The following is a 25,258-nucleotide window of genomic DNA, read 5'->3' on the forward strand; positions in this document are numbered from 1 at the left end:
GAACAGCACCGAGGGCCGGTCCCGTCGGTGACGGGACCGGCCCTTCGGGGGCGAGCGGCTCAGCCCTGCAGCGGCAGTCCGCCGAGCAGCGCGTTGTGGCTGTTGAGGGCGCCCGTCGCGCCCTTGACGGTGCTGAGGACGGAGTCCTTGTTCTCGGTGTCGAGCGCGTTTGACTGGTGCTGCAGCGGCAACGCGTCCTCCAGGTTGATGGGCCCCCTGGCGAGGGTGTCCACGGCTCCGTTGAGGCTGGTGGGCGTGAGGTCGGCGGGGGCGGCGAACGCGGGCGCGGCGGCACCGGCGAGGACCAGGGATCCGGCAACGACAGCGGCAGCCTTCAGGGACTTCATCGGATTCCTTTCCGGGGAAATTCTGACGCCGTGCATAACGATCCCTGTCGGATGCGGAAACCCCGTACACAGAAAATTCCCGCGCCCCGGGGGAACTCCGGGGTGCGGGAATGGGGGGTGCCGGAACCGGTGGGCGGCCGTCAGTCGACGGGCGACGCCGGCGCCTCCACCGGCAGGCTCGGCAGGGTCGGGCCGAGCCCTGCGGCTGCCGCGGCCGCCCGCACCTTTCCGACGTCACCGATCTTGCTGAGCGCGGGCAGCTCGGGCTTCGCCGGAAGCGCGGGTTCGGCCGCGGCGACGGGCTTCGCAGGGAGCGCGGGCTCCGCCGGCAGTACGGGCTTGGCCGGGAGCGTCGTCACCGGGTCCGCCGGTATCGCCGGGGCGGCCGGGAGCGTCGTCGCCGGGGCGGCCGGGAGTGTCGTCGCCTGCTCTGCGGGGAGGGCCGGTGGGGCCAGCGGGTTCAGCGGGTTCAGCGGGTTCAGCGGGTTCAGTGGGGTCAGCGGGGCCAGTGGGGTGGTTGTCGTGAGTTTGGTGACGAAGGTCTTGATGGCGTCGGCGAGCTCGGTCGCCTGGGCGGCGGTGAGTTGGCCGTCGTCGAGTTCGAGGACGATGTCGATCAGGTCGGTGACCGGGGTGAAGTCGGTGCCGAATACACCGAGGTCCTCCGCCTGGGCGAGCAGCGCGGCCACGCCGGGGACGGGCGCATCGGAGGCCGCGGTGATGCGCTCACCGGCCGCGGCTCCGTCGGCCGCCATGGCGGCGGGTGCGGCGATGCCGAGGGCGAGGGTGGCGCAGAGTGCGGTGGAAGCGATACGCCGTACGGGCAGATCACGCATGGGAAATCCTCTCGATTGCGTCGGGTCTCGAGCCCACGGTGCAAACCGCCGTCGCACTCCGCAACACAAGGCCCGCCGAGCGTGTCGCGGCCCCATCCCCCGTTCGGGGCAGTGCCCCGAACAACGCCAACGGCCGCCCTCCTGGCGGGAGGGCGGCCGTTCGGCGAATGACGTGTCGTGACCTCTGAGGGACGACGTCAGTCGTTGATGCAGGTGTTGCCGAAGGCCGGGTTCAGCAGGCCGATCACGTTGATCGTGTTGCCACAGAGGTTGATCGGGATGTGAACCGGAACCTGGATGGCGTTGCCGGACAGCACGCCCGGGGAGTGCGCGGCGACGCCGTTCGCGTCACTGTCGGCGGCGGCGATGCCGGAGGCGCCGGCGACGGCCGCGGCGGCAACGGAGGTCAGGACCAGGCCCTTCGCGATACGCGACATGGAGAGGTGCTCCTTGGGGTTTTGACACAAACACCCGGGCGGGGATGCCCGGCGCTGAAGTCAACGCGCGGGACTCACGAGGGTTGTGCCGCCAAATGAGTGATGTCACCGGAGGCTCGACTTCACCATTCCGACACACTTGTCCGGTTTCGCAGGATTAATCCTGATATCGGCTAGAGTTGCGAACCGTCCGACCCACGCTTATAGCAAGCAAATCGCACGAAAGGGCACCGCCGCTCATGCGTAATTCCCTGGGTCCGTCGCTGCGCCGCGCGACGATCGGTGTCCTCGCGCTGGCCTCGCTCGGGGCGTCGGCCGGCGCCCGTGCGACCGGCGCGCCGAGCGCCGCGCCGCCCGCCGCCGAGGCCACGCGCCTCGCCTTCGCGCAGCGTTACCACGCGACACAGCACGGCGGGATCGTCCGCGCGGCCAACGCGGCCATCAGCTGCCGGGCCGCCCCGGCGATCGGCGCGGCGCCCGCCTGTCCCGCCGTGCGCCAGGGCAAGGCGGCCGCCAACAACGACTTCGACATGTTCTACGTCGACGTCGACAGCGACCCGAACACCTACAACTCCTCCCGCGCCGAGGTCCGTCTGCCGCAGGGCGCGCGGGTGTCGTACGCGCGGCTGTACTGGGGCGGCAACCTGCGCGTCGGCGAGCAGAAGCCGCCGAAGGACAACGGGCGGGTGCTGATCGCCGAGCCGGGCGGGGAGTACAAGGAGGTGCTCGCGGACACGGTCGTCGGCCACCGCGTGGCCCAGGGCGCCGACGCCTTCCAGGCCTCCGCGGACGTCACGAAGCTGGTGCGCGAGAGCGGTCGGGGGCTGTACACGGTCGCGCAGATCAACGTGGCCATGGGGAAGTCGGCGGCCGGGGCCTGGGGCGGCTGGACGCTGGTCGTGGCCTACGAGAACGCGGCCGAGCCGCTGCGGGACCTGTCGCTCTGGGACGGCTTCGACACCCTCGAGGCCGCCGCCGGGAAGGAACTCCGGCTGCGCGGGCTCGACATCCCCAAGGGCGCGAGCGGCCGGGCCGGACTCGTCGCCTACGACGGCGACCGCGGCGACCTCGGCCGTTCGGGTGATTCGTTCACCCTCTCGACCGGAAGCGGGGCCGCCGTCGCGCTCAAAGATCCGGTCAATCCATCTGACGATGTGTTGAACTCCACGATCAGCGAACCGGGGGAGGCTCCGGCGGCGCGTGTACCGGCGTACGTCAACACCCTCGGCTACGACTCCGACGTGTTCGATCTAGGCGGGGGTTTGCGGCGCGGCGGTGACCAGCTGACCGTTCGGCTCGTTTCCCAGCGGGACGCGGCGTGGGCCGGGGCGCTCTTCGTCGCCGTCGACACACGAAAGAAGTAGTCAGGCGCGTTCCCGCACGTCCCGAGCGCCACCGTGAGCGAGGAAACCGCGCAATGCACCAGCCAGAACCCGACGACAGAACCCGGGTCCTGCACCTCACCCAACCCGTGGACGGCGGGGTCCCCCGGGTCGTGACGGACCTGGCGCGGGCCCAGCTCGCGGCCGGCCTGCACGTCACCGTCGCCTGTCCGGCCGGCCGGCTCGCCGGGGACCTGCGGTCCCTGGGGGCCGACGTACGGCACTGGGCGGCGACCCGGTCGCCGGGGCCCTCGGTCCCCGGTGAGGTGCGGCGGCTCGTACGCGTGCTCGACGAGGTACGCCCCGACCTGGTGCACGCGCACAGCGCGAAGGCCGGTCTCGCCGGGCGGCTCGCGGTGCGCGGACGGATCCCGACCGTGTTCCAGCCGCACGCCTGGTCCTTCGAGGCGGTCGGCGGCACGACCGCGGCCCTGGCGCTCAAGTGGGAGCGGTTCGGGGCGCGTTGGGCACATCGCGTGGTGTGCGTGAGCGAGGCGGAGCGGGACACCGGTCTGCGCGCCGGGATCGCCGGGCGGTGGAGCGTCATCCCCAACGGCATCGATCCCGAGCGCTTCCACCCGGCTCCCGTCGACACCGTGCGGGCCGCCCTGCTCCCCCGGCTCGACCCGGCCGCCCCGCTGGTGGTGTGCGTGGGGCGGCTGTGCCGGCAGAAGGGGCAGGACGTGCTGCTGCGGGCGTGGGACGCCGTCGCGGCGAAGGCGCCCGACGCCCGGCTGGTGCTGGTCGGCGACGGGCCGGACGGGGAGCGACTGCGGGCCCGCGCACCGAAGTCCGTGCTGTTCGCCGGGGCCGTCGCCGATGCCGCGCCCTGGTACCAGGCCGCCGATCTGGTCGTGCTCCCCTCCCGCTGGGAGGGCATGGCGCTGACCCCGCTGGAGGCGCTGGCCTGTGGGCGGCCCGTGGTGGTCACCGAGGTGAACGGCGCCCGGGAGAGCCTCCCGGGTGCGCTCGCGGCCCGCTGTCTGGTGCCCGCCGAGAACCCGGCGGCGCTGGCCGACGCCGTCGCCGCACTGCTGCTCGACCCGCTGCTGCGCGAGTCGCTCGGCCACCAGGGGCGTCGTCACGTCCTGGCCACCCACGACGTGCGGCGCGCGGCCGAGGCGGTCGCGGGTGTGTACCGCGAACTGCTCACGACCACGGAAGGGGCGCACGTCGCGCCCACCGAGTGCAGGGAGTCCATCCACTCGTGACTGCGGAAAGCACCGTCCCCTCCCCGGGCGCGCAGCCCGGATACTCGCCCGTCTCGGTCATTCCGCGGCGGGAGAGCGCAGCGGGATTCCGGTTCCCCACCCGGCGGCCCGTGGCGCGGCCCGCGTCGCCGGTCCCGCTGCTGCTCGCCGACGGCCTCGCCGCCTTCGTGGGCGCGCTGGCCCTGACCGGGGCACAGCGCCGCCCGCTGCTGGTGGCCCTGCTGGTGGCGGCGACGATGCTGCTGCGCCCTCAGCACCAGCGCCCGGTGGCGGGGGTGCTGGACGAACTGCCCCTCGTGTGCGGCCGGATCGCCGTGGCCTGGCTGGCGCTCGGGACGCTCGTGGCGGCATGGAACCCGACGCACGCGCTGTCGGCCCGCACCCTGCTCCTCGGGTGTGCGGCGCAGGCCGCGGCCGGCTGCGTCGCTCGCGCGCTCGTGCATCTGCGGCGGCACCGGGCGCTGTTGCGCCGTCCGCGCGCCGCGCTCGTCATCGGCCCGGCCACGACCGCGCAGCGGGTGGCCGCCGCCGTGCTGCGCCACCCCCGGTGCGGGGTGCAGCCGGTGGGGATCGTGGCCGAACAGCCCGACGGCGCCGACGGACTGCCGGTGCTGACCACCGGTCAGGAGGTGCAGCGGGCCCTCATCCAGAACGGCGTCCGGGACGTGCTGTGCGTCCACCCCGCCGTGCGCAGTGTGCAGGGCCCGCTGCTGCGGGCGCTCGCCGAGTCGGGCTGCACGGTGTGGGAGATCGACGCCGACACCCCTTCGTACGCGAGCCGCGAGCAGCTCGCCGGGTTCTCCTGCCGGCGTCTCGACATGGGCGTCCGGCGCCGGGGCAGCCTGGGCAAGCGGCTGCTGGACATCGCCGTCTCCGGAACGCTGCTGCTGCTGGTGAGCCCGCTGCTGCTGGTGTGCGCGGTGGCGCTGCGGCTGTCCGACGGGCCGGGGGTGGTGTTCCGGCAGGAGCGCATCGGCAAGGACGGCAGGCCCTTCACCCTGCTGAAGTTCCGCACCCACCGGCCGGTCGACGAGCACGAGGCCGCGACCCGCTGGAGCGTGGCCGGCGAGCGGGAGATGAGCCCCTTCTGCCGCTTCCTGCGCCGGTTCTCGCTGGACGAGCTGCTCCAGCTGTGGAACGTCCTGTGCGGCGACATGAGCCTGGTCGGGCCGCGGCCCGAACGCCCCTTCTTCGTCGGCCAGTTCAGCCAGACCTACCCCGGATACGCGGCCCGGCACCGGATGCGGACCGGCATCACCGGCCTCGCCCAGGTGCACGGGCTGCGCGGCGACACCTCGATCGAGGACCGGGCCCGTTTCGACAACGCGTACATCGACAACTGGTCGCTGTGGCAGGACGTGTGCCTGCTGCTGCGCACCGCGGCCGCCCTCGTGCGACCGACCGGGAGCTGAAACCGAACCGATGACCCTCGCCCCGCCCCCGCCCCTCGCCCCGCCCCCGACTCTTCCCCTCCCGCTGTCCCGTGCCCGGTCGCTGTCGCCGGTGCTGCCGGTGGTCGCCGTGGTCGCCCTGCTCGCGCTGCCCGCCTCCCCCGGCGGGGAGGGCGGCGCGGGACCGGCCGACGCGCTCTCCGCGCTCGTCGTGGGGTGGTGTGTGGTCCGGGAGCTGCGACACCCGAGACGTCGGCTGTCGCACTCCGCGGCGGTGGTGCTCGGCCTGCCGGTCGTCGGGCTCACGCTCGCCGCGCTCAACGCCTCCTCGCCGGGCGCCGGGCTGACCGGCCTCGGCCGCTATCTCCAGGTGTTCGTGCTGGTTCCGGCGGCCGTGCTGCTGCTGATCCGGGGCCGGTCGGACTTCCGGATGCTCGCCTGGTCGTTCGTGGGGCTGGCGGGGTGGCAGGGGGCGGTCGGCGTCCACCAGTTCGTCACCGGGACCGGCGCCTCCTACCAGGGCGAGGACATCCGGGCGGTCGGCACCTTCGGATCGCAGGACGTGATGGGCATGGCGACCGTCGTGTCCTTCGGGCTGGTCTGCGCGGTCGGGCTGGCGCTCGGCCGGGCCTCCCTGCGGCAGCGGGCGATCGCCGCCGGTTTCGCGCTCGCGCTGCTGGTGCCGCTGGCGCTCTCCTTCAGCCGGGGCGCGTGGATCGCGACCGCGCTGACCTGCACCCTCCAGCTGGCCCTGGCCGGGCTGCGGCGGGCGCTGAAGGTCGGCGCCGCAGTGGCCCTGTCCGGGGTGGTCCTGGTGGGCGGGTTCGGCGTCGGCTCGGCGATGCTCCAGGAGCGCGTCAGCAGCATCACGCAGGTCGCGGACGCGCCCGACCAGTCCGTCACCGACCGGTTCACGATGTGGGCGGCCGCGGTCGGCATGTGGCGCGAACAGCCGCTCACCGGCGTCGGGTTGAAGGGCTTCCCCGAGCACCGGGACGCGCATGCGTCGCTCGCGCTGTCCTCCGGCAGCGACACCGCGGGCGCGGGCACCGGCTTCGTCCGGCAGCCGCTGCTGTCCCCGCACAACATGTATCTGCTGATCCTCGGCGAGCAGGGCCTGATCGGGCTGCTCGCCCTCGCGGGCGGCTGGCTGGCGCTGCTGGCGTGCGCGTTGCGGGGCCGGCTCCGGGTCGGGGACCGCGGTCCCGGTCTCGACTGTGCGCTCGTCGCCTGCGGGCTGCTGGTCTGGCAGCTGATCGACTTCATGTACGCCGACATCGGCGGGCCGTCGACCGTGCTGACCGCCGTCGTCTTCGGGCTTGTGGCCTGGTGGGCGCTGGTGGGCGGCAACGGCGGGAGCGACGGTTCCCATGGTGACGGCCCTCATGGCGACGGATCCCATGGCGGCGACTTCCATGGCGGCAACTTCCGTGACGGCAGCGGCGGGCGCGAGGGGGCGCTCGCGCGATGACGGTGAAGCCTCCTCGGACGCCTCGCACGGACGGACCCGTGTCCGTTCCGTCGGCGCGGACCGCCGGGCCGACCGCACGGTCCGGGGAGACGGCCGAGGAAGCTGCCGGGGAGGCCGGCGACCTTCCCCCGGCATCACGGGGTTTCCTCGCCAGGGCCGCGGCCGTCACCGCCGCCCTCTCCGTCGCCGGGGCGTTGCTCGGCCTGGTGCGGGACCAGGCGCTGGCCCGGCTGTTCGGGGCGGGCAGCGACACCGACGCGTTCCTCGTCGCGTGGACCGTGCCCGAGTTCGCGGCCACGCTGCTGATCGAGGACGGACTGGCGTTCGCGCTGATCCCGGCGTTCAGCATGGCGCTGGCCCGCCGCTCCCAGGGCGACCCCGGCGACCCGGTCCGGGCCCTGGTGGCCGGCACGCTCCCCCGGCTGTCGCTGGCGTTCGTCGCGGTCGGCGCCCTGTTCATCGGCATCGCCCCCCAGCTGGTCGCGGTCCTCGCCCCCGGTCTGCCCGACCCCGCGCTCGCCGTCGACTGCACCCGGCTGACCGCGACCTGCGTGGTGAGTTTCGGGCTCGCCGGGTACTGCAGCGCGGCCCTGCGCGCGCACCGGCGGTACGTGGCGCCCGCGGCGATCTATGTGGCCTACAACGTCGGCATCATCACCGGGATGTTCGTGCTCGGCGGGCGCTGGGGGGTGCGCTCGGCGGCGGCCGGGGTGGCGGTCGGCGGGCTGCTCATGGTCATCGTCCAACTGCCCTCTCTGTGCGGGCAGTTGAGGAAGAAGCGCCGGGCGGACGGGACGGAGCTCGTCGAGGAGCCCCGGCCCCTCGACACCGCGCTGCTCACGACCGTCCTGCTGTTCGCGCTGTGCCGGCAGTCCCAGACCCTCGTCGAGCGGTTCCTCGCCTCGAATCTGCCGGCCGGGGCGATCTCGCACCTCAACTACGCGCAGAAGGTCGCGCAGATGCCGATGATCCTGTCGGTGATGGTGTGCACGGTCACCTTCCCGGTGGTCGCGCGGGCGCTGGCCGAGGGGGACACCGAGCGGGCCCGCAACCGGGTGGAGCGGGATCTGGCACTGGCCGCCTGCATCGTGCTGCTCGGCACCGCCGCCGTGGTGGCCTGCGCGCCGCAGATGATCGAACTACTCTTCCAGCGGGGCGCGTTCACCGCACAGGACACGGCGGCCACGGCGGGCGTGATGCGGGTGTACGCGCTCGGGCTGCTCGGCCAGACCATGGTCGGCGCGCTGGCCCGCTCCTACTTCTCGGCGGGCCGCGGCTCCTGGTACCCGGTCGGCGCGATGGCCGCCGGGATCGCCGTGACCGCCTGGATCGGCGCACTGAGCGTCGACGCCTGGGGGGTGTACGGGATCGCCGCCGCCAACGCGACCGGCATCACCGTCACCGCCCTGGTGCTGCTGGCCGGGATGGGTCCGCGCAGCGTCCCGATCGGCGTCCGGGGCGTGCTGCGCGAGCTGAGCCGGCCGATGCGCGCGGCCCTGGTCGCGACCCCGGTCGGGGCCCTGGCCGCCGCGCAGTTCACCGACCCCATGGCCGGTCTCGCCGCCGGGGGCTGCACCGTGACCGTCGTCTTCCTGCTGCTCGGCCGCGCCCTGGGCGCCCAGGGCATCGTCTCCGCACTCCGTTCCGTACGTTCCGCGACCCGAAGGCTCTCCCATGGCCGCTCCTGACAACCGCCGACGCAGTTCCGTCCCGTGGGTGGCGATGTACCACTCCGTGAACGACTGCACCGAGGACCCCTACCGCATCACGGTCACCCCCGAACGGCTCGACAAGCAGCTGACGTGGCTGCGGCGGCGCGGACTGCACGGCGTCTCCATGGCCCGGCTGCTCGCCGCCCGCGCCGAGGGCCGGGGCCACGACCTGGTCGGCCTGACCTTCGACGACGGATACGCCGACTTCCTCACCGAGGCCCTGCCCGTCCTGCGCCGGCACGGCTGCACGGCCACCCTCTTCGTGCTGCCCGGCCGGCTCGGCGGCGACAACGCCTGGGACCCGCTGGGCCCGCGCAAGCCCCTGCTGACCGCCGACGGCATCCGCTGCGCGGCCGACGAGGGCGTCGAGATCGGCTCGCACGGCCTCACCCACGTCGATCTCACCAAGGCCGACGACCTCACCCTCAAGAAGGAGACGGTCGACAGCCGCGCCGCCCTCTCCGCGCTGCTCGGCACCGAGATCGACGGCTTCTGCTACCCGTACGGGACGATCGACCGACGGGCCATGGACGCCGTGCGCGAAGCCGGTTACGGCTACGGCTGCGCGATCGACCCCGGCGAGCTGAACGGCCTGCACGCCCTGCCGCGCGTGCACATCGGGCAGGACGACAACACGCTGCGCCTGTTCCTCAAGTACCGGCTGCACAGCCTGCGCCGGCGTCCCGTCGAGGGGCTGCGGTGAAGGCCCTGCACATCATCACGGGGCTGGGCGTCGGCGGCGCCGAGCAGCAACTGCGGTTGCTGCTGCGGCACTTGCCGGTCGACTGCGATGTGGTGACGCTGACCAACCCGGGGTCGGTGGCCGACGGGCTGACCGAGGACGGGGTCCGGGTCGTCCACCTCGGCATGGCCGGCAACCGCGATCTGGGTGCGCTGCCGCGCCTGGTCCGGATCATCCGCTCCGGCGGCTACGACCTCGTCCACACCCACCTCTACCGGGCCTGCGTCTACGGCCGGCTGGCCGCGCGCCTCGCCGGGGTCCGCGCCGTCGTGGCCACCGAACACTCCCTGGGCGACTCGCAGTTGGAGGGGCGGAAGCTGACCTCCGGGGTCCGCGCGCTCTATCTGGCCAGCGAACGGCTGGGCCGCACCACGGTCGCCGTCTCGCCCACGGTCGCCGACCGGCTGCGGAACTGGGGGGTGCCCGCCCCCCGGATCGAGGTCGTCCCCAACGGCATCGACCTGGACCGCTTCCGCTTCGATCCGATCGCGCGCCACACCACCCGGCGCCGCCTCGGACTGCCGGACGACGCCTATGTCGTCGGCGGCATCGGACGGCTCACGGCCGGCAAACGCTTCGACGTCGTGATCCAGGCCCTGGCTCAACTCCCGGACAACCACTGGCTGTTGCTGGTGGGCGGGGGTCCCGAGGAGAACGTGCTGCGGCGCACCGCGCACGAGGCGGGCGTCGCCGACCGCGTCCTGTTCACCGGCGAACGCCCCTATGTCTCCGACGGCACGCCCGGCCCCGACCTGCCCTCCCTGGCCTGCGCCATGGACCTGTTCGTGTCCCCCTCCCCCGAGGAGACCTTCGGCCTGGCGGTCGTGGAGGCCCTGGCCTCGGGACTGCCCGTGCTCTACGCCTCCTGCCCCGCGATCGAGCACCTGCCCGCGCAGGCGGCCGGCGCCCGCCGGGTGACCGGCGGCCCCCGGGCGTTCGTCCGCGCGCTGGCCGAAGCCCGCGCGCGGCCCCCCGGCCCGCGCACCGCCCCGGGCGCCGCCCGCCACTACGACATCGCCCGCAGCGCCGCCCAGCTCATGGACGTGTACGCGGCCACCGTCTCCGGACCAACCCGGCTCTCCCCCGCTTCCCCGACACCCCAGGGAGTCAGTTCCCCATGACCGAGAACCCCCGCCGTCCCGCCGCACTGCGCCGCACCAAGGCGCTCCCGCCCTGGTCCCTGCTCGCGGCCGGCGCCGTCGCCGGCGGCCTGCTCGGCGGCGCGTACGGAACCGTCAAGGCGCCCGTCTACTCGGCCACCGCCTATGTCGTCGCCGTCCCGACCGCGAAGTCCGACCCGGCGTCCGCGCTCGGCTTCGCGCAGGCCTACGGCCGGGTCGCCACCCAGCTCGCGGTGCTCGGGGACGCGCAGGTCTGGGCGGGCGTGCCGGTGAACACGCTGCGGCGAAACGTGCAGACGGCGACCTCGCCGGACGCCCCGATGGTCGCCATCACGGCGACCTCCACGCGCGCCGACCTGGCCGCCGACATGGCCAACGCGGTCTCCCGCTCGCTGACCCAGCACGCGAAGAGCTCCCGGTCCGCCACCAACGTCGAGCTCCAGCAGTTCGCGCGCGCCGTCCGGCCGACCGCGCCGTCCTCGGCGTCCCCGACGGTGACCACTCTGGTGGGGGCGAGCGCGGGCGGGCTGCTCGGCGGGCTGGCGCTGCTGGTGCGGCCGAGGCGGGACCGCGAGGAGGAGGCCGTGCGCCCCGCCGCCGTCCCCGGCCCGGCCCTCGCCGCCGAAGCCCACGGAGCGCTGTGAAGCCGACGTTCACGGCCGAAGTCGTCACCGACGAACAGGCGTTCGCCGCCCTCGCACCCGCCTGGGGCCGGCTGTACCAGCGGTGCGCGACGGCCACCCCGTTCCAGAGCCACGCCTGGCTGCACTCGTGGTGGCTCTCGTACGGCAGGCCCGGCCAGCTGCGGCTGCTGCTGGTCCGCGACGGCGCCGAACTCGTCGCCGCCGCCCCGCTGACGGCCGTCCGCCGACCGCTGCCCGCGCTGGTGCCGCTCGGCGGGGCGATCTCCGACTACGGGGACGTCCTCGTCGACGACGAACACGGCGAGCGGGCCGTGGCCGCGCTCACCGAGGGCCTCGCGGCGGCCGCCCGCACCGCGCTGATCGACTTCCGCGAGGTGCGCCCGGGCGGTGCGGTGGAGCAGGTCTACGAGCTGTGGCACGGGCCGCGGCGGCGGGTGAACGACTCGGTGTGCCTGGAGCTGCCCGCCGTCCCGATGGACGAGCTGGTGGCCCGGCTGCCCTCGGCGAAGGCCCAGCGCGTGCGCGCCAAGCTGCGCAAACTGACCGCGCTGGGCGTGCAGCGGCAGGTCGTGCGCCCGGAGGAGGTCGACCCGGCGCTGCGACGGCTGCTGGAACTGCACCAGTTGCAGTGGCAGGGCCGGAAGGTGACGGGCGAGCACCTGCTGCCCCGGTTCTGCGAGCACCTGGTGCGCTCGGTGGCGCCGATGGTGCGCTCCGGGGACGCGGTGGTCACCGAGTTCCGGCTGGACGACGACGTCGTGGCCGTCGATCTGACCCTGCTGTCGCGCCGGCTGGCCGGGGGCTATCTCTACGGCGCCCATCCGCAGCTGCGCGAGCGCAAGGCGGACGTGGCGGTGATGCTGCTCGACGCGTGCGCCGAGCACACCCGGGGCGGCGGGCACGCCGCGCTGAGCCTGCTGCGCGGCAACGAGCCCTACAAGCACCACTGGCGGCCCGAACCGGTCGTCAACCAGCGGCTGCTGCTGGCCCGTCGGCGCACCGCGCCGCTGCTGTCGGCGGCGCTGTGCGACGTGGCCGCGCGGCGGCGGGGCAAGGAGCTGCTGCTCCGGCTGGAGCAGCGGAAGGAGCGGGCCGGTGGCGGCAGGTCCTGACGCGGGCCTGCCGCCACGGCACCGCGGTTCACCCGCTGCGCGACCACCAGTCCAGGCGGAGGCACAGCTTGCCGCCGAGCCAGTACTCGACCCAGTCGCCGAGGTCCATCGGCAGGCAGTTCACCTGGGGTTCGGCGTTGGGCTCGGGCGTGGGTTCCTCAGCGGGCTCCTTCGTGGGGACCGTGGTGGGCAACGATGTCGTCGGCTCGACGGACGGTTCCGCGGAGGGCCCCGGAGTCGTCGGCGTCGTGCCCGGCTCGTCGGTGCGGCCGGACAGGAGCGAGCGGTAGACCGCGGACGACCGAGGGTTCTGCCGGCACTGCCACACGCCGTGCGGGCAGTAGTCGGTCAGCGTGTTGTACAGCGGCTTGTGCTCGTCCATCCAGGCGAGCATGCGCCGCATGTATTCGGCGTTGTCACCGTTACGGAAGAGTCCCCATTCCGGGTAGGAAATGGGCTTGCCGTGCGCTTTGGCGAAGTCCACGTGGGCCTGGAGCCCGTAGGGTTCTTTCACCTGCTCGTCGAAGGACAGACCGGTCGGCTGGTCGTAGGAGTCCATTCCGAGGATGTCGACCGTGTCGTCCCCCGGGTAGCACTGGGTCCAGGGAACGGCGTCCTTGCCGCGGCTCGGCGCGAAGTCGAACTTGAATTTCTGACCCGGCACCGAACGCATCGTGGAGACGATCCTGTTCCAGTACTTCTTCCAGGCCTCCGGGTCCGGCCCGCACCGATGGGTGTACGTGATGCCGTTCATCTCCCAGCCGAGCACGATCACCGTGTCCGGCACCTTCAGCGCGACCAGCCGCTCGGCGAGAGCCCGGTAGTGGTGGTCGAACTCCCCGGCCGCGCCCTGCCGCAGCAGCTTGCGCACCTCGGCGTCGGAGACGCCCTCCTCGTTGCGCTCCATCATGGGCACGTTGAGGACGAACATCCGGTCGTCCCGCTCCAGCCTCCACTTGGCCCACGCGTCGAGGAAGCCGGGCAGGCCCGCGATGTTGCGCCACCGGTCGCCCGGCAGGTAGGTGTGGCCGACGCGCAGCTTCGCGCCGCCCAGCCACTCGCTGAGCTCGGCGATCCGGGCCACGCCCCGGGCGCCGTAGTCGAGGTAGGCGCCGAACGCGGAGGCTGCGGCCTTCGTCGGCACGGTGGACGGCGTGGTGGACGGCGCGGGGGTCTGCGTCGGGGTCACCGGTACAACGGGCGCGACCGGTGCGACCGGTGCGACGGGCGGCAGGGGCGCGGTGGTCGGCAGGGTCGTCGCCGTCTGCACGAGGGCGGCCGGTTCGGGCACCGGCTCGGGCACCGGTTCGACCACCGCGGGTCTCGGGACGGTCGGGGTGGGAGCGGGAGGATCGGCGACCCGCACCACCCCCGCGCCCGCGGCGAATCCAGGTCCGGACGCCAGAACGGCCGACGCCGCGACCGACGCCGCGACAACGGCCAGCCGTCGGGACCGCGCGGTTCGCTGCTGTGGGGTCATGCCTGCTCCTTTCTCCACTCTCACGTAACGCGCAATGTCCGCGCATTACTGACACACAGTCATATGAAAGTCACACGAAAAGGAATTACGCCACCGCCATTAGGGCTTTCGAGTGCCTCGATCGCCCATACCGGTGAACTGAACCGAAGGACCGGCAAACCATGCCCGAGTCGTTGCTCGACACCCGCGTCCCCGCCGTACTCCTGCGGATCGACCGGAATCCCTTTCACCACGGAACGCTGGGTGCCGTGCGCTCGCTCGGCAGAGCCGGAGTCGATGTGCACGTGGTCGCCGACTCGACGGGAAGTCCCGTACGCACATCCCGCTTCGTACGCCAGTTGCATCCCCCGCCGCCGCCCGGCGCCGCCCCCGCCGACATCGCCGCCGTCCTGCTGCGGGTGGCCGCCCGCATCGAACGGCCCGCCGTCCTGATCCCGATGGACGACGCCGGCGCGATCGCGGTCAGCGCTCTACGCGCGGAACTCGCGCCCGCCTACCTGCTGCCCCAGCAGCCCGGCACGGTGCCCGAACGCGTCGCCGACAAAGCCGAACTGGCCGAGCTGTGCGCGGCGGCCGACGTGCCGCACCCGCTCACCGTGGTCCCGGACAGCGCGGCCCAGGCCGCCTCCGCCGCCTGGCGGCTCGGCCTGCCGGTGGTGGCCAAGTGGAGCCGGCCCTGGCTGCTGCCCGCCGACTCGGGGCTGCGCAGCACCCTCGTGGTGCGCTCCACCCAGGAGGCGCGCGACCTGTACATGCGCACCGAGGAGGCGGGCAGCCGACTGCTGCTCCAGGCCTTCCTGCCGCCGGGGCCGGACCGCGACTGGTTCTTCCACGGGTACGCCGACCGCTCCGGCGCGGTCGGCGGCGGCGGTGCGGGCCGCAAGCTGTGCGCCTGGCCGCGCGGCGCGGGACTCACCGCGGTGGGCGAGTGGACCGAGAACCCGCAGGTGCGGACGCTGGCCGAGCGGCTCACCGACGAACTCGGCTACCGGGGCATCCTCGACCTCGACTTCCGGCGCTGCGGCATGACGGGCGACTACCACCTGCTCGACTTCAACCCCCGGCCCGGCGCCCAGTTCCGGCTCTTCGCCGACGGCGGCGGGCTGGACGTCGTCCGCGCCCAGCACCTGGATCTGACCCACCGTCCGCTGCCCGCCGGGTCCCCGCTGCCGGGGCGGGCGTTCGTGGTGGAGAACTACGCGCCGCTGGCCGCACTGCGGCCCGCGCGGCGCGGCCCCGGCCGCGAGCTGGCCTGGCACGCGGGCGACGACACCGCCCCCGGCCGGGCCATGTGGGGGCTGTGGGGCGCCCATGTCGCCCGTCGGCTGCTCGGCCGGCTGCACCGGCTCGGCACGGCGGGCGCGGCCGGGGTGCGGCCCCGCGTGGTCCGTCAGTCCCCGCCACCGCCGCCGTCCCTGACGGGCCTGACCGAACCGACCGACGACGAGAAAGCGAGCAGTTGCTGATGTACGACCTGTTGGTAGTGGGCGCCGGCCCGTACGGCCTGTCCATCGCGTCCCATGCCGCGGCCGCCGGGCTGAGCCTGCGCGTCTTCGGCCGGCCGATGGCCTCCTGGCGCGACAACATGCCGGGCGGCATGTTCCTGAAGTCCGAGCCCTGGGCCTCCAATCTCTCCGACCCCGCAGCCCGTTGGCGGCTCGACGCCTACTGCGCGACCCAGGGCGTGACGGCCCGGCACGGGGAGCCGATCCCGGTGGAGATGTTCGCCGAGTACGGCCGGTGGTTCGCCCGCAACGCCGTCCCCGAGGTGGACGAGCGCATCGTGACCCGGATCGCGTCCCGGCCGGGCGGCTTCGAGGCGGTCACCGAGGACGGCCAGACCGTGCACGCCCGCACGATCGCCCTCGCGGTCGGCGTGATGCCGTTCGTCGAGATCCCGTCCGCCCTGCGCGGACTCTCCTCCGGCCTCGTCTCGCACAGCAGCCACCACGGCGACCTCGACCGCTTCCGCGGCCGGGACGTCACGGTGATCGGCGGCGGCCAGGCCGCCCTGGAGACGGCCGCCCTGCTCGCCGAACAGGGCACCCGGGTACGGGTGTTGGCCCGCGCCGACCGACTGTGCTGGAACGATGTGCCGCCGGCCTGGGAACGCCCGTGGTGGCAGTCGGCCCGCTCCCCGCTGAGCGGCCTCGGCTGCGGCTGGCGCAACTGGTTCTACGCGGAACGCCCCGGCCTCTACCGGCGGCTCCGGGAACCGACCCGGGCCCGGATCGCGGCGACGGCGCTCGGCCCGGCCGGCGCGTGGTGGGTGCGGGACCGGGTGGAGGGCGCCGTGGAGGTGCGTCTCGACCACGAGGTGACGGCGGCGCGGGCGGTCCCGGGCGGGGTGCGCCTCGAGGTGACCGGAACGGGCTCCTTCGAGACCGAGCATGTGATCGCGGCCACCGGCTTCAAGGCGACCCGCGACCGGCTCGGGCTCCTCTCCGGCGACCTGCGCGACTCGCTGGCCACGGTGCCCGACGGCTCCCCCGAGATCGGCCGGGACTTCGAGTCGTCCTGCCCCGGCCTGTTCATGGCCGGCCTGGTGACGGCGGCCGGCTTCGGCCCGGCGATGCGCTTCGTCTACGGCGCGACCTTCACGGCGGGGTCCCTGGTCCGGGGAGTCCGGCGCCGGCTGCGCACGGGCATGCCGAGCGGGGCGATCCCGGCGCCGGGTCGCCAGGACACGGCGCCGGCGGTACGGGGCTGAGCGACGCGGGTGCCGGGCGCGAGGGCGTCCGGCACCCGGTGCCGTTCACCGACGGGACGCGGCCCTGCCTCGCCGGTACAGGAGGGCGCCGCTGCCGATGAGCACCGCGCTGACCCCGGACGCGGCGAGCAGCGCCGCCTTGTCACTGCCGGTGTGCGCCAACTCCGGCGGCGTCGCGTGCCCGCCACCGCCACCCTGCGGGGGCACGGAGTGTCCGCCGCCCTGGGGCGGCGTCGAGTGCCCACCGCCGGAGGGAGGCGTGGAGTGTTCCCCACCGTGCGGAGGCGTCGAGTGCCCGCCACCGGAGGGCGGAGCGCTGCTGCCGCCGTGCGGGGGCGGGGAGGAGTGGTCACCACCGGGCGGAGTACCGCCCCCACCGCCGTGCGGAGGCGGCGACGAGTGATCACCACCCGGCGGAGTACCGCCCCCACCGTGCGGAGGCGGGATGGAGTGATCTCCACCGGGCGGAGTGCTTCCCCCGCCGCCGTGCGGAGGCGGCGACGAGTGATCACCACCCGGCGGAGTACCGCCCCCACCATGGGGAGGCGGGTACGAGTGATCGCCACCGGGTGGAGGCGGGGTGTGGCCCCCACCAGGAGGCGGCGGAGTGTGCTCGCCGCCCGGCGGAGGCGGCGGGTGCTCCCCGCCACCAGGCGGCGGCGTGTGATCTCCGCCGCCGCACGAGTCGCCGTAGCCCCCGCAGTCGTCGCCCGGACCGTGGTCTCCGTACCCGTGGTCGCCGTGCCCGGAGCCCCCTCGATCCGGACCCCCGTAACCCGAGTCGCCGTACCCGGTGCCCCAGTGATCCGATTCCTCGTAGCCCCTGTCCTCGTAGCCCTTGTCCCCGTAGCCCGAGTAGTCCTTGTATCCCGAGTCCTGGTAGCCCTGGACCCCGTGACCCGAGCCCCCGTGACCCGAGTCCCCGTGGCGAGACCCCCCGTATCCGGAGTCGTCGTCGCCGTAAGGCGTCCCGTGTGGGCCGTACGTCCCGTCGGTGAAGTGGGCGCGGTGCCGGTGCTCGGCCGACCGGTTGGCACAGGAGTTGCCGAACGTGGGGTTGAGCGCGGCGGCGGCGTCGACCGAGTTGCCGCAGGCGTTCACCGGGATGTTCACCGGGGCCTCGACATGGTTGCCCGACAGGAGTCCGGGCGATTCCTTGGCGGCCCCGTCGGCGTGCGAGTCGGCGAGGGCGGTACCGCTGCCGCACAGGGACAGAATGCTCGTCGCGGCGGCTGCCGCGACCATTCCCCTGCTCAGGGTCTGGCGCAATCTCGTTGTCTTCCTGCTTGATCCTGCGTGAAGAAGTGGGAAAAGCCGACCCTGGACCACCGAAGAGTCGTCCAAGGCCGGCCTCGACCCAGCCGTACGGCTGGTGTGATGCGTCGTCAGTCGTTGATGCAGACGTTGCCGGCGGTCGGGTTCAGCAGCGCGATGACGTTGATCGAGTTGCCACACACGTTGATCGGGATGTGGATCGGAACCTGAACGACGTTGCCCGACAGGACGCCCGGGGAGCCGATGGCCGCACCGTTGGCATCAGCGTCGGCGAAGGCGGGGGCGGCCCCGCCCAGCGCCAGGATCAGACCCGCGACAACAGCAGCACTCTTCTTCATGGGTTTCCCTTCTCCGCGGCCGTGCCCGGATGCACGACTCGCAAGCTGCAAACGAGAGATAGACAGCCGAAGCAACTGAGAAACGCGCGTCGCCCGGGAATTCACTCGAACGCATTCATAAGATTGACGCGTCAGGCCTACTGCAGAAAAAACGCTTCGCCAAATACACCACCGCCGGACGGCCCGCCGAAAAGACACGGACCGTCCGGCGAGCAGCGCCGGTGGACGTCGGCGGTCGAAGGTCAGCCGTTGGCCACGCCGTTGCCCGAGAGGGCGGAGATGTCGTCCAGGATGTGCGAGAGCGGCTCGTCGCCCTTGGCCTGGGTGGAGTTCTCCGCGCACTGCTGGTTCTGCGGGGAGGACAGGACGTTGATGTCCTGGACGTCGATCGGGACCGCGCCGAGGATGCCCTGCACGTTCCCCTTGACCGGCAGACCGATGCACAGTTTGTTCAGGGAGCTCTGGACCAGCGTGGCCTGGGGGCTCATGTCGCCCTTGGTCACCGAGTTGCCGAACTTCGACGAGGCACCGTTGCCGCTGGCGGAGGTGGTGCCGGCGTCGTCCCCGATGGCAAGCGCCTGAGGCGCGGCCGCCGCCGACACACCGATGACGGACGTGGCGACCGCTGCCACGGCCATTGCCTTCTTCAGCATTTCGCTTTTTTCCTTTCCCTGTCCTGGCCTCGCGCCAGGACCATGTGCCTGCCACCGACTCAACCCGGTACGCCGGCAATGGTTGCGGCACTTCACCCGATAGGAGTTCGCCCCCCATTTTTTTCGGGCCCCGGCAGGAATGGGCCATCAGAGTGAAGGGGGGCAACCAAACGTCACCTGGGCAGTTGATCAGAGCGCTCCGGTGGACGGGGTTTCTTCAGAAGGGACTAGCAAGTGATCAAGAAGGTTCTGGCCGCCGCCGCGGTCGCCGCTTCCGTCGTCGGCGTCTCCGCAGCTGCTGCCGCCCCCGCGCTCGCCATCGGCAACGACAGCGGCACCACCTCCGCCAGCGGCAACGGCGCCAGCCAGTCGTTCGGCAATTCGGCCACCTTCGGCAACATGAGCCCCCAGATGGCGCTCATCCAGGGCTCCCTCAACAAGCCGTGCATCGGCCTGCCGGTGAAGGGGAACCTGCAGGGCCTCGTCGGCGCTGTCCCGATCAACGTCCAGGACATCAACGTCCTGTCCTCCCCGCAGAACCAGCAGTGCGTCGAGAACAGCACCCAGGCCAAGGGCGACGAGGCGCTTTCGCACATCCTGGACGACATCTCGGTCCTCGCGGGCAACGGCGCCGCCAACCACTGACGTTCCACCCCGACAGCGGGTCGACGGACCACCGACGGCCCGCTGTTCGGCGCAGGCGCGACGATCACCCAGCGCCTCCCCCGGAGTCCGTTTTTCGAAAGGGAAAGAACATGAAGAAGCTGTGGGCAACCGCGGTTGTCGCCGCCTCCCTGGCCGGTGTCGCGGTCGCCTCCGCGCCGCAGGCCCTGGCCATCGGTGACGACAGTGGCACCACCTCCGCCAGTGGCAACGGCGCCTCGTCGGAGTTCGGCAACTCGGCCACGTTCGGCGACATGAGCCCGCAGCTCTCGCTGGTCCAGGGCTCGCTGAACAAGCCGTGCCTCGGCCTGCCCGCCAAGCTGAACCTGCAGGGCCTCGTCGGCGCTGTGCCGATCAACGTCCAGGACATCAACGTCCTGTCCTCCCCGCAGAACCAGCAGTGCGTCGAGAACAGCACCCAGGCCAAGGGCGACGAGCCGCTGTCGCACATCCTGGACGACATCTCCGCGCTGTCGGGCAACGGCGCGGGCAACGGCTGAGCCACCGCCTGACGTACCGCGACGGCGGGTCACCGGAACTCCGGTGGCCCGCCGTTTCGTGTGTCCCTTGAGGTGCGGTGCTAGAGGTCGAGGCGGCTTGCGTCGGTGATGGCTTCGGCGAGGTCGGCGACCTCCTTGTCCTCGGTCTTCCTCGCCAACGCGTCGGCTGTTTCGCCGAGTTCGCTCAGTGACGGGGCGTCGGGCAGTGAGCGCTCGGAATCGCGCAGGGCGTCGGCGAAGTAGGCGGCCGTCGTGGTGACCTGGAAGCGGACGGGTGCGTCGGTGAGGTCATCGTGCAGGGCGTCGGTCTCCAGCTGTCCGGTGGCCTCGTGCGGGGTGCGGGTGTCGGGGTCGAGCCAGCGGACGGTGGCCGTGGCGAGGTGGCCGTCGGCGCCGGACCTGGTGCGCACGGCGTAGAGGGCGGTGACGGTGTGGCCGGGGCCGATCTCGCCGCCGTCGACGCCGTCGTCGCGGAAGTCGTCGTCGGCGACGCGGCGGTCGTCGTAGCCGACGAGGCGGAACTCGGCGACCGTCTCGGGGTCGAAGGCGACCTGGGCCTTGGCGTCGCGGGCGGTCAGGTCGACGTTCTGGGGGAGGTCGGTGGAGAAGACCTTGCGGGCGTCCGCCTCGTTCGAGACGTAGGCGGTGTGGCCGTCGCCCTTGTCGGCGAGGCGTTCCATCAGGGCGTCGCCGTAGTCGCTGCCGACGCCCACGCCGAAGAGGGTGATGCCGTGTTCCTCGCGGGCGTCGGCGATGCGTTCCAGGATGGAGTCGGCGTCCGTGTCGCCGGTGTTGGCGAGGGCGTCGGAGACGAGCACGACCCGGTTGGTGGCGCCCTCGCGCAGGCCTTCGACGGCGGTCTCGTAACCGGTCTCGACGCCGGCGCCGAGGTTGGTGGAGTCGGTCGGCTCCAGGCCGTCGATGGCGTCGTGGACGCGGTCGCGGCGGTCGCCGAGCCTGGTCATCGGCAGGACGGTCTCGGCCTCGCCGCTGAAGGTGACGATGGCCACGGAGTCGTCGTCGCGGAGCCGGTCGGTCATCGTGCCGAGGGCGGACCGGGCGAGGTCCAGGCGGCCGGGTTCGGCCATCGAGCCGGAGACGTCGATGACGAAGGTGAGGGCGGCGGGCGGGCGCTCGCCCGATCCGGCGGCCTTGCGGGTGGCGAGGCCGACGCGGACCAGGGACCAGTCGTCGTCGCCGGTGCGGGCGCCGTCGACGGTGACCGAGAAGCCGTTGCCGTCGGGGCGTTCGTAGTCCTGGCGGAAGCTGTTGACGAATTCCTCGGGGCGGACGGTCGAGGGGTCCGGGAGCCGGCCTTCGGCGAGGGTGCGGCGGGCGTAGCCGTAGGAGGCGGTGTCGACGTCGAGGGCGAAGGTGGAGAGGTGGTCGGGGGCGGCCTTGCGGTCCCCGTCCGTGAGGTCCTCGTCCGCGCGGGGTTCGCTCGGGGCGGGGAAGCCGTCGCTGCGGTTCGCCGCTCCGTCCGAGGCCTTGCTGCTGTCGGAGTCGGCGCCCGCGCCGCAGCCGGTGAGCAGGAGTGCCGTGGCCGCCGCGGCGGCGAGGAGTCGCGCTGTCCGGTGGGTTTTCATGTCCCGTGCCCCCTGTGTCCGTCGATGTCTGTGACTGTGACGGGGCAGGGGGCCGGAACGTGCGGCACGGGGCGTTGCGGATACGTCTCGAAGAGGGCACGACGGCCGGTCTTCGAGACCGGTGGGTGATCCTCCGGTGACCTAGGAGACGACGTCCTTGCGGGCGAAACCCCTGAAGGCCAGGGCGAACAGGACGAGCGCGTACGTTACCGAGACGGCGGTGCCCTGGATCATGCCGGACCACTCGGGGGTGGGCTGGACGGCGTCGGCCCAGGCGAACTGCCAGTGCGCGGGCAGGAAGTCGCGCCAGTCGCCGAGTGCCGTGACGGCGTCCAGGACGTTGCCCACGATGGTCAGGCCGACCGCGCCGCCGACCGCGCCGAGCGGGGCGTCGGTCTTGGTGGAGAGCCAGAACGCCAGTCCCGCGGTGACCAGTTGGCTGACGAAGATGAACCCGATCACGATCAGCAGCCGCCCGGCCGCGGTGCCCGGGGCGAGTTCGCCGCCGGTGGGCAGTTCCAGCGGGCCCCAGCCGTAGGCCGCGGAGCCGACGGCGAGGGCGACGACCGGCAGCAGGACCATCGCGGCCAGGCTGAGGCCGAGGCCGACGACGAGCTTGGACCACAGCAGCCGGGCCCGGGGCACGGGCGCGGCCAGGAGGTAGCGCAGGGAGGACCAGCCGGCCTCCGAGGCGACCGTGTCCCCGCAGAACAGGGCGACCGGGATGACCAGCAGGAAGCCCGCCGAGACGAACAGGTTGACGGCGGCGAAGTTGGCGCCGGACGCGGTCGCGGTGTCCATCAGGGACACCGTGTTGTTGCGGCCGCCCGGCTCGCCGCCGATGGCGAAGGCGATGAGCAGGACGAACGGGAGGGCGGCGAGGACGGCGCCCATGACGATCGTGCGGCGGCGCCCCAGCTGGCGGACCAGCTCGACGCGCAGCGGGAGGGTGCGGCGGGCCTGGTAGCCGGAGGCGACCTCGGTGAGCGTGCTCATGCGGAACCTCCGATCAGGGTGAGGAAGGCGTCCTCCAGGCGGCGGTGCGGGCCGACGGAGGTCACCGGCACGTCGAGCCGGACGAGTTCGGCGACCAGGCGTTGGGCGGTGCCGTCGGTGTCCAGCCGGACGAGGAGGCCGTCGTCGGTGACGACCGCGGAGGCGATGCCGGGCAGCGCCGAGATCTTCTCCACGATCGGCTCCTCCACCGGGGTGCCGGTGCCCACGAGGAGGGTGTCGCCGGAGCCGATGATGGCGGCGACCGGGCCGGCCTGGACGAGCCGGCCCCGGTCCATGACCACGAGGTGGGTGCAGGACTGCTCGACCTCGGACAGGAGATGGCTGGAGACGATCACCGTGCGGCCGGCGGCCGCGTAGCGGATCATCACCTCGCGCATCTCGCGGATCTGCGGCGGGTCGAGGCCGTTGGTCGGCTCGTCGAGGATGAGCAGGTCCGGGAGGCCGAGCATGGCCTGGGCGATGGCGAGGCGCTGGCGCATGCCCTGGGAGTAGGTGCGCACCGCGCGGGCGAGGCCCTCGCCGAGGCCGGCGATCTTCAGGGCCTCTTCGAGGTGGGCGTCCTCGGCCGGGCGGCCGGTGGCCCGCCAGTACAGCTCCAGGTTCTCCCGGCCGGTCAGGTGCGGGAGGAAGCCGGCGCCCTCGACGAAGGAGCCGACGCGGGACAGGACGGGGGCGCCCGGGCGGATGGCGTGGCCGAAGACGCGGATCTCGCCGCCGTCGGGCTTGATCAGGCCCATCAGCATGCGCAGGGTCGTCGTCTTGCCGGCGCCGTTCGGGCCGAGCAGGCCGAGGACCTGGCCCTTCTCGACCTGGAAGGAGAGGTCGCGGACGCTGTAGCGGTCGCCGCCCGCGTACTTCTTGCTCAGGTCGGTGATCTGCAGCGGGACCTCGGCGAGCTCGGGGTCGGGCGCGGGGGCCGTGGTGACGCGGCGGCGGGCGGTCAGCAGCAGGGCCAGCGCCACGGCCGCGCCGGCGAGGGGCAGCCACCAGACCCAGGACGGGAGCGGGGCCGCCGCCGTCGTCACGGCCGGGGCGGTGGGGACCGACAGGTCGCTCTTCAGGGAGACCGTGTAGGTCGCCGGGGTCAGCGGGGAGGCGTAGCCGAGGTCGGTGGAGGCGAGGACCAGGCGCAGCCGGTGGCCTTCGTCGACCTCGTGGTCGATCGCCGGGAGCGTGATGGTGACGTCCTTGCCGGCCTTGGCGCCCTCGACCCGGACCGGGGCGACGAGCTGGGAGGGCAGCACCTGCTGGGCGCCGTCGGCGCCGACGTCGTAGACCTTGGCGAAGAGGACGGCCTGGTCGGTCGTCGACTTGACGTGGACGGTGACCGTCGGGGAGCCGGTGACGCGCAGGTCGCCGGTGACCGGGGCGGAGTCGAAGGAGGCGTACTGGCCGGGGAAGTCGAGCGAGATGCCGACGCCGAGGGAGGAGAGCTGCGAGAGGCCGCCGCCGCCGAGGCCGGGCAGGGCGGAGACGGCGGGCGGGCTGGCGCCGGCCGGGTTGGCGAAGGACTGCTCCGGGCGGCGGCCGGTCAGCGGGAACGAGCGGTCGCCGCTGGTCAGGCCGGGGTAGCCGGCCGCGCTCGCGCCCCTGAGCAGGGCGGCGCCGTCGGTGGAGTCGACGCCTCCGGTGCGGGTGACGCGGAAGGCGGGGCCGGTGTCGGCGGAGGTGTCCTTCTTGAGGTACCGGTCGAACCAGGAGGTGACGCGTGCCTGGACGCGGCTGCTCTCCAGGTCGCCGCCGTCGTGGCCGCCCGCGATCCAGTCGACGTCGACGGGTGCGCCGTTGGCCTTGATCGCCTTCTCGGCGGCGTCGGACTGGGCGAGGGTGAAGAGGGAGTCCGTCTGGCCCTGGATGAGGAGGGTGGGGACCTTGATGCGGTCGGCGACGGCGGACGGGGAGCGCTGTTCGAGGAGCGCGCGGGCGGCGGCGTCCGGGGTGCCGGACTCGGCGACGCGTTCGTACATCGTGGCCAGCGCGGGTTCGAAGTTGGCGGCGCCGCCGCCGGTGTTGAAGAAGATGCCGGCCCACAGCTTCTTGAACACGCCGTCGGGGAACAGGGCGTCCGCGAGGTTCCAGTAGGTGATCGCGGGGGCGATGGCGTCGACGCGGTCGTCGTACCCGGCGGCGAGGAGCGAGATCGCGCCGCCGTAGGAGGCGCCGGCCACGCCCACGCGCGGGTCGCCGGTCTTGTCGAGCTGGACCTGGGGCTGCTTCGCGAGCCAGTCGATCAGCTTCGAGACGTCGGCGACCTCGCCCTTGGGGTCGTTCAGCCCGATCTTGCCGGTGGACTCGCCGAAGCCGCGCGCCGACCAGGTCAGCACCGCGTACCCGTCCTGGGCGAGCTTCTCGGCCTGCGCGCGTACGTCGTCCTTGCTGCCGCCGAAGCCGTGTCCGAGGAGGACGGCGGGGCGGCGGCCCGATCCGCCGGCGGTGAAGTAGGAGGTGTCCAGGCGTACGCCGTCCACCGCCATGACCCGGTCGGCGCGGTGCACCGCGGGCGTGTCGTCGTCGGCGGCGACGGCCGTCCAGGTACCGGCACCGGCGAGTACGACCACTGCGGCCGCGGCGGAGATGATCCGTCGCGGCCGCCATGGTCCTCGCAGACCGGGCAATCGAAGATCCATGCT

23 protein-coding genes are annotated in these 25,258 nt (G+C 73.0%); 13 read left to right on the forward strand and 10 right to left on the reverse strand.

Going from position 1 to position 25,258, the window contains the following annotated elements:
• Positions 1–59 precede the first annotated feature (59 nt).
• The 3 genes from ACWD4O_RS16620 to ACWD4O_RS16630 all read right to left on the reverse strand — a co-directional run bounded on the left by ACWD4O_RS16620 (position 60) and on the right by ACWD4O_RS16630 (position 1,620).
• Positions 60–347 carry a hypothetical protein gene (locus tag ACWD4O_RS16620; protein WP_450945816.1) on the reverse strand — a complete coding sequence of 96 codons (288 nt, stop codon included), beginning with the start codon at positions 345–347 and terminating at the stop codon, positions 60–62.
• Positions 348–487: 140 nt separating this feature from the next.
• Entirely contained in the window at positions 488–1,183 is a 696-nt protein-coding gene (locus tag ACWD4O_RS16625) for a hypothetical protein (RefSeq protein WP_451280434.1), read from the reverse strand.
• A 197-nt stretch (positions 1,184–1,380) separates the two neighbouring features.
• Positions 1,381–1,620, reverse strand: coding sequence for a chaplin (locus ACWD4O_RS16630; protein ID WP_450945814.1), 240 nt, complete (start codon positions 1,618–1,620; stop codon positions 1,381–1,383).
• Positions 1,621–1,859: 239 nt separating this feature from the next.
• Here ACWD4O_RS16630 and ACWD4O_RS16635 point away from each other — a divergent pair, with 239 nt between their 5' ends.
• The 9 genes from ACWD4O_RS16635 to ACWD4O_RS16675 are packed head-to-tail and all read left to right on the forward strand — an operon-like array spanning position 1,860 to position 12,406.
• Positions 1,860–2,984 carry a DUF3344 domain-containing protein gene (locus ACWD4O_RS16635; protein WP_451280435.1) on the forward strand — a complete coding sequence of 375 codons (1,125 nt, stop codon included), beginning with the start codon at positions 1,860–1,862 and terminating at the stop codon, positions 2,982–2,984.
• A gap of 53 nt (positions 2,985–3,037) precedes the next feature.
• Positions 3,038–4,213, forward strand: a complete 1,176-nt coding sequence (locus ACWD4O_RS16640; RefSeq protein WP_451280436.1) for a glycosyltransferase — start codon at positions 3,038–3,040, stop codon at positions 4,211–4,213.
• A complete protein-coding gene (locus tag ACWD4O_RS16645) occupies positions 4,210–5,625 on the forward strand; it encodes an exopolysaccharide biosynthesis polyprenyl glycosylphosphotransferase (RefSeq protein WP_451280437.1) in 1,416 nt (471 codons plus the stop codon). Before ACWD4O_RS16640 ends, ACWD4O_RS16645 begins: the two co-directional genes overlap by 4 nt.
• 10 nt (positions 5,626–5,635) lie before the next feature.
• On the forward strand, positions 5,636–7,075 hold the full coding sequence (locus tag ACWD4O_RS16650) for an O-antigen ligase family protein (protein WP_451280439.1): 1,440 nt from the start codon (positions 5,636–5,638) through the stop codon (positions 7,073–7,075).
• A complete protein-coding gene (murJ, locus tag ACWD4O_RS16655) occupies positions 7,072–8,763 on the forward strand; it encodes a murein biosynthesis integral membrane protein MurJ (protein ID WP_451280441.1) in 1,692 nt (563 codons plus the stop codon). The genes ACWD4O_RS16650 and murJ overlap by 4 nt, the downstream gene beginning before the upstream one ends.
• Complete coding sequence (locus ACWD4O_RS16660) at positions 8,750–9,490, forward strand: polysaccharide deacetylase family protein (RefSeq protein ID WP_451280443.1); 741 nt, start codon at positions 8,750–8,752, stop codon at positions 9,488–9,490. The genes murJ and ACWD4O_RS16660 overlap by 14 nt, the downstream gene beginning before the upstream one ends.
• Positions 9,487–10,650: a glycosyltransferase gene (locus ACWD4O_RS16665; protein ID WP_451280445.1), complete on the forward strand. Its 1,164-nt coding sequence runs from the start codon at positions 9,487–9,489 to the stop codon at positions 10,648–10,650. Before ACWD4O_RS16660 ends, ACWD4O_RS16665 begins: the two co-directional genes overlap by 4 nt.
• Entirely contained in the window at positions 10,647–11,294 is a 648-nt protein-coding gene (locus ACWD4O_RS16670; protein ID WP_451280447.1) for a lipopolysaccharide biosynthesis protein, read from the forward strand. Before ACWD4O_RS16665 ends, ACWD4O_RS16670 begins: the two co-directional genes overlap by 4 nt.
• Positions 11,291–12,406, forward strand: coding sequence for a GNAT family N-acetyltransferase (locus ACWD4O_RS16675; protein ID WP_451280449.1), 1,116 nt, complete (start codon positions 11,291–11,293; stop codon positions 12,404–12,406). The genes ACWD4O_RS16670 and ACWD4O_RS16675 overlap by 4 nt, the downstream gene beginning before the upstream one ends.
• Positions 12,407–12,434: 28 nt before the next feature.
• On the opposite strand, the gene ACWD4O_RS16680 is transcribed toward ACWD4O_RS16675, so the two are convergent.
• A complete protein-coding gene (locus ACWD4O_RS16680; RefSeq protein ID WP_451280451.1) occupies positions 12,435–13,886 on the reverse strand; it encodes a glycoside hydrolase family 26 protein in 1,452 nt (483 codons plus the stop codon).
• A 161-nt stretch (positions 13,887–14,047) separates the two neighbouring features.
• On the opposite strand from ACWD4O_RS16680, the gene ACWD4O_RS16685 reads away from it, so the two are divergent.
• Positions 14,048–15,352: a carboxylate--amine ligase gene (locus tag ACWD4O_RS16685; RefSeq protein ID WP_451280453.1), complete on the forward strand. Its 1,305-nt coding sequence runs from the start codon at positions 14,048–14,050 to the stop codon at positions 15,350–15,352.
• Positions 15,352–16,596, forward strand: a complete 1,245-nt coding sequence (locus ACWD4O_RS16690) for an FAD-dependent oxidoreductase (protein WP_451280455.1) — start codon at positions 15,352–15,354, stop codon at positions 16,594–16,596. The genes ACWD4O_RS16685 and ACWD4O_RS16690 overlap by 1 nt, the downstream gene beginning before the upstream one ends.
• 45 nt (positions 16,597–16,641) lie before the next feature.
• Here ACWD4O_RS16690 and ACWD4O_RS16695 read toward each other — a convergent pair whose 3' ends face one another.
• From ACWD4O_RS16695 to ACWD4O_RS16705, 3 genes are all read right to left on the reverse strand, one after another.
• Positions 16,642–17,865 carry a chaplin family protein gene (locus ACWD4O_RS16695; RefSeq protein ID WP_451280457.1) on the reverse strand — a complete coding sequence of 408 codons (1,224 nt, stop codon included), beginning with the start codon at positions 17,863–17,865 and terminating at the stop codon, positions 16,642–16,644.
• Between the two features lie 116 nt (positions 17,866–17,981).
• Positions 17,982–18,209 carry a chaplin gene (locus ACWD4O_RS16700; RefSeq protein WP_451043393.1) on the reverse strand — a complete coding sequence of 76 codons (228 nt, stop codon included), beginning with the start codon at positions 18,207–18,209 and terminating at the stop codon, positions 17,982–17,984.
• Between the two features lie 242 nt (positions 18,210–18,451).
• Positions 18,452–18,862, reverse strand: a complete 411-nt coding sequence (locus tag ACWD4O_RS16705; protein WP_451280459.1) for a rodlin — start codon at positions 18,860–18,862, stop codon at positions 18,452–18,454.
• A 234-nt stretch (positions 18,863–19,096) separates the two neighbouring features.
• On the opposite strand from ACWD4O_RS16705, the gene ACWD4O_RS16710 reads away from it, so the two are divergent.
• Positions 19,097–19,507, forward strand: a complete 411-nt coding sequence (locus tag ACWD4O_RS16710; RefSeq protein WP_358805067.1) for a rodlin — start codon at positions 19,097–19,099, stop codon at positions 19,505–19,507.
• A gap of 110 nt (positions 19,508–19,617) precedes the next feature.
• A complete protein-coding gene (locus tag ACWD4O_RS16715; protein WP_451280461.1) occupies positions 19,618–20,025 on the forward strand; it encodes a rodlin in 408 nt (135 codons plus the stop codon).
• A gap of 80 nt (positions 20,026–20,105) precedes the next feature.
• Here ACWD4O_RS16715 and ACWD4O_RS16720 read toward each other — a convergent pair whose 3' ends face one another.
• The 3 genes from ACWD4O_RS16720 to ACWD4O_RS16730 form a co-directional block, all read right to left on the reverse strand.
• Positions 20,106–21,611, reverse strand: a complete 1,506-nt coding sequence (locus ACWD4O_RS16720) for a YfbK domain-containing protein (RefSeq protein ID WP_451280463.1) — start codon at positions 21,609–21,611, stop codon at positions 20,106–20,108.
• Positions 21,612–21,752: 141 nt separating this feature from the next.
• The gene (locus ACWD4O_RS16725) at positions 21,753–22,607 is read right to left on the reverse strand and encodes an ABC transporter permease (protein ID WP_450945797.1); all 855 of its coding nucleotides are present in this window, start codon (positions 22,605–22,607) and stop codon (positions 21,753–21,755) included.
• On the reverse strand, positions 22,604–25,255 hold the full coding sequence (locus tag ACWD4O_RS16730) for a CocE/NonD family hydrolase (protein WP_451280464.1): 2,652 nt from the start codon (positions 25,253–25,255) through the stop codon (positions 22,604–22,606). The genes ACWD4O_RS16725 and ACWD4O_RS16730 overlap by 4 nt, the downstream gene beginning before the upstream one ends.
• Positions 25,256–25,258: the final 3 nt, after the last annotated feature.

It is taken from the genome of Streptomyces sp. NPDC002623 (genome assembly GCF_053592635.1).

Coding starts and splice junctions, on each gene's coding strand:
- ACWD4O_RS16620 (WP_450945816.1), bottom strand. CDS start 347: ATGAAGTCCCTGAAGGCTGCCGCTGTCGTTGCCGGATCCCTGGTCCTC.
- ACWD4O_RS16625 (WP_451280434.1), bottom strand. CDS start 1,183: ATGCGTGATCTGCCCGTACGGCGTATCGCTTCCACCGCACTCTGCGCC.
- ACWD4O_RS16630 (WP_450945814.1), bottom strand. CDS start 1,620: ATGTCGCGTATCGCGAAGGGCCTGGTCCTGACCTCCGTTGCCGCCGCG.
- ACWD4O_RS16635 (WP_451280435.1), top strand. CDS start 1,860: ATGCGTAATTCCCTGGGTCCGTCGCTGCGCCGCGCGACGATCGGTGTC.
- ACWD4O_RS16640 (WP_451280436.1), top strand. CDS start 3,038: ATGCACCAGCCAGAACCCGACGACAGAACCCGGGTCCTGCACCTCACC.
- ACWD4O_RS16650 (WP_451280439.1), top strand. CDS start 5,636: ATGACCCTCGCCCCGCCCCCGCCCCTCGCCCCGCCCCCGACTCTTCCC.
- murJ (WP_451280441.1), top strand. CDS start 7,072: ATGACGGTGAAGCCTCCTCGGACGCCTCGCACGGACGGACCCGTGTCC.
- ACWD4O_RS16660 (WP_451280443.1), top strand. CDS start 8,750: ATGGCCGCTCCTGACAACCGCCGACGCAGTTCCGTCCCGTGGGTGGCG.
- ACWD4O_RS16670 (WP_451280447.1), top strand. CDS start 10,647: ATGACCGAGAACCCCCGCCGTCCCGCCGCACTGCGCCGCACCAAGGCG.
- ACWD4O_RS16680 (WP_451280451.1), bottom strand. CDS start 13,886: ATGACCCCACAGCAGCGAACCGCGCGGTCCCGACGGCTGGCCGTTGTC.
- ACWD4O_RS16685 (WP_451280453.1), top strand. CDS start 14,048: ATGCCCGAGTCGTTGCTCGACACCCGCGTCCCCGCCGTACTCCTGCGG.
- ACWD4O_RS16690 (WP_451280455.1), top strand. CDS start 15,352: ATGTACGACCTGTTGGTAGTGGGCGCCGGCCCGTACGGCCTGTCCATC.
- ACWD4O_RS16700 (WP_451043393.1), bottom strand. CDS start 18,209: ATGAAGAAGAGTGCTGCTGTTGTCGCGGGTCTGATCCTGGCGCTGGGC.
- ACWD4O_RS16705 (WP_451280459.1), bottom strand. CDS start 18,862: ATGCTGAAGAAGGCAATGGCCGTGGCAGCGGTCGCCACGTCCGTCATC.
- ACWD4O_RS16715 (WP_451280461.1), top strand. CDS start 19,618: ATGAAGAAGCTGTGGGCAACCGCGGTTGTCGCCGCCTCCCTGGCCGGT.
- ACWD4O_RS16720 (WP_451280463.1), bottom strand. CDS start 21,611: ATGAAAACCCACCGGACAGCGCGACTCCTCGCCGCCGCGGCGGCCACG.
- ACWD4O_RS16725 (WP_450945797.1), bottom strand. CDS start 22,607: ATGAGCACGCTCACCGAGGTCGCCTCCGGCTACCAGGCCCGCCGCACC.
- ACWD4O_RS16730 (WP_451280464.1), bottom strand. CDS start 25,255: ATGGATCTTCGATTGCCCGGTCTGCGAGGACCATGGCGGCCGCGACGG.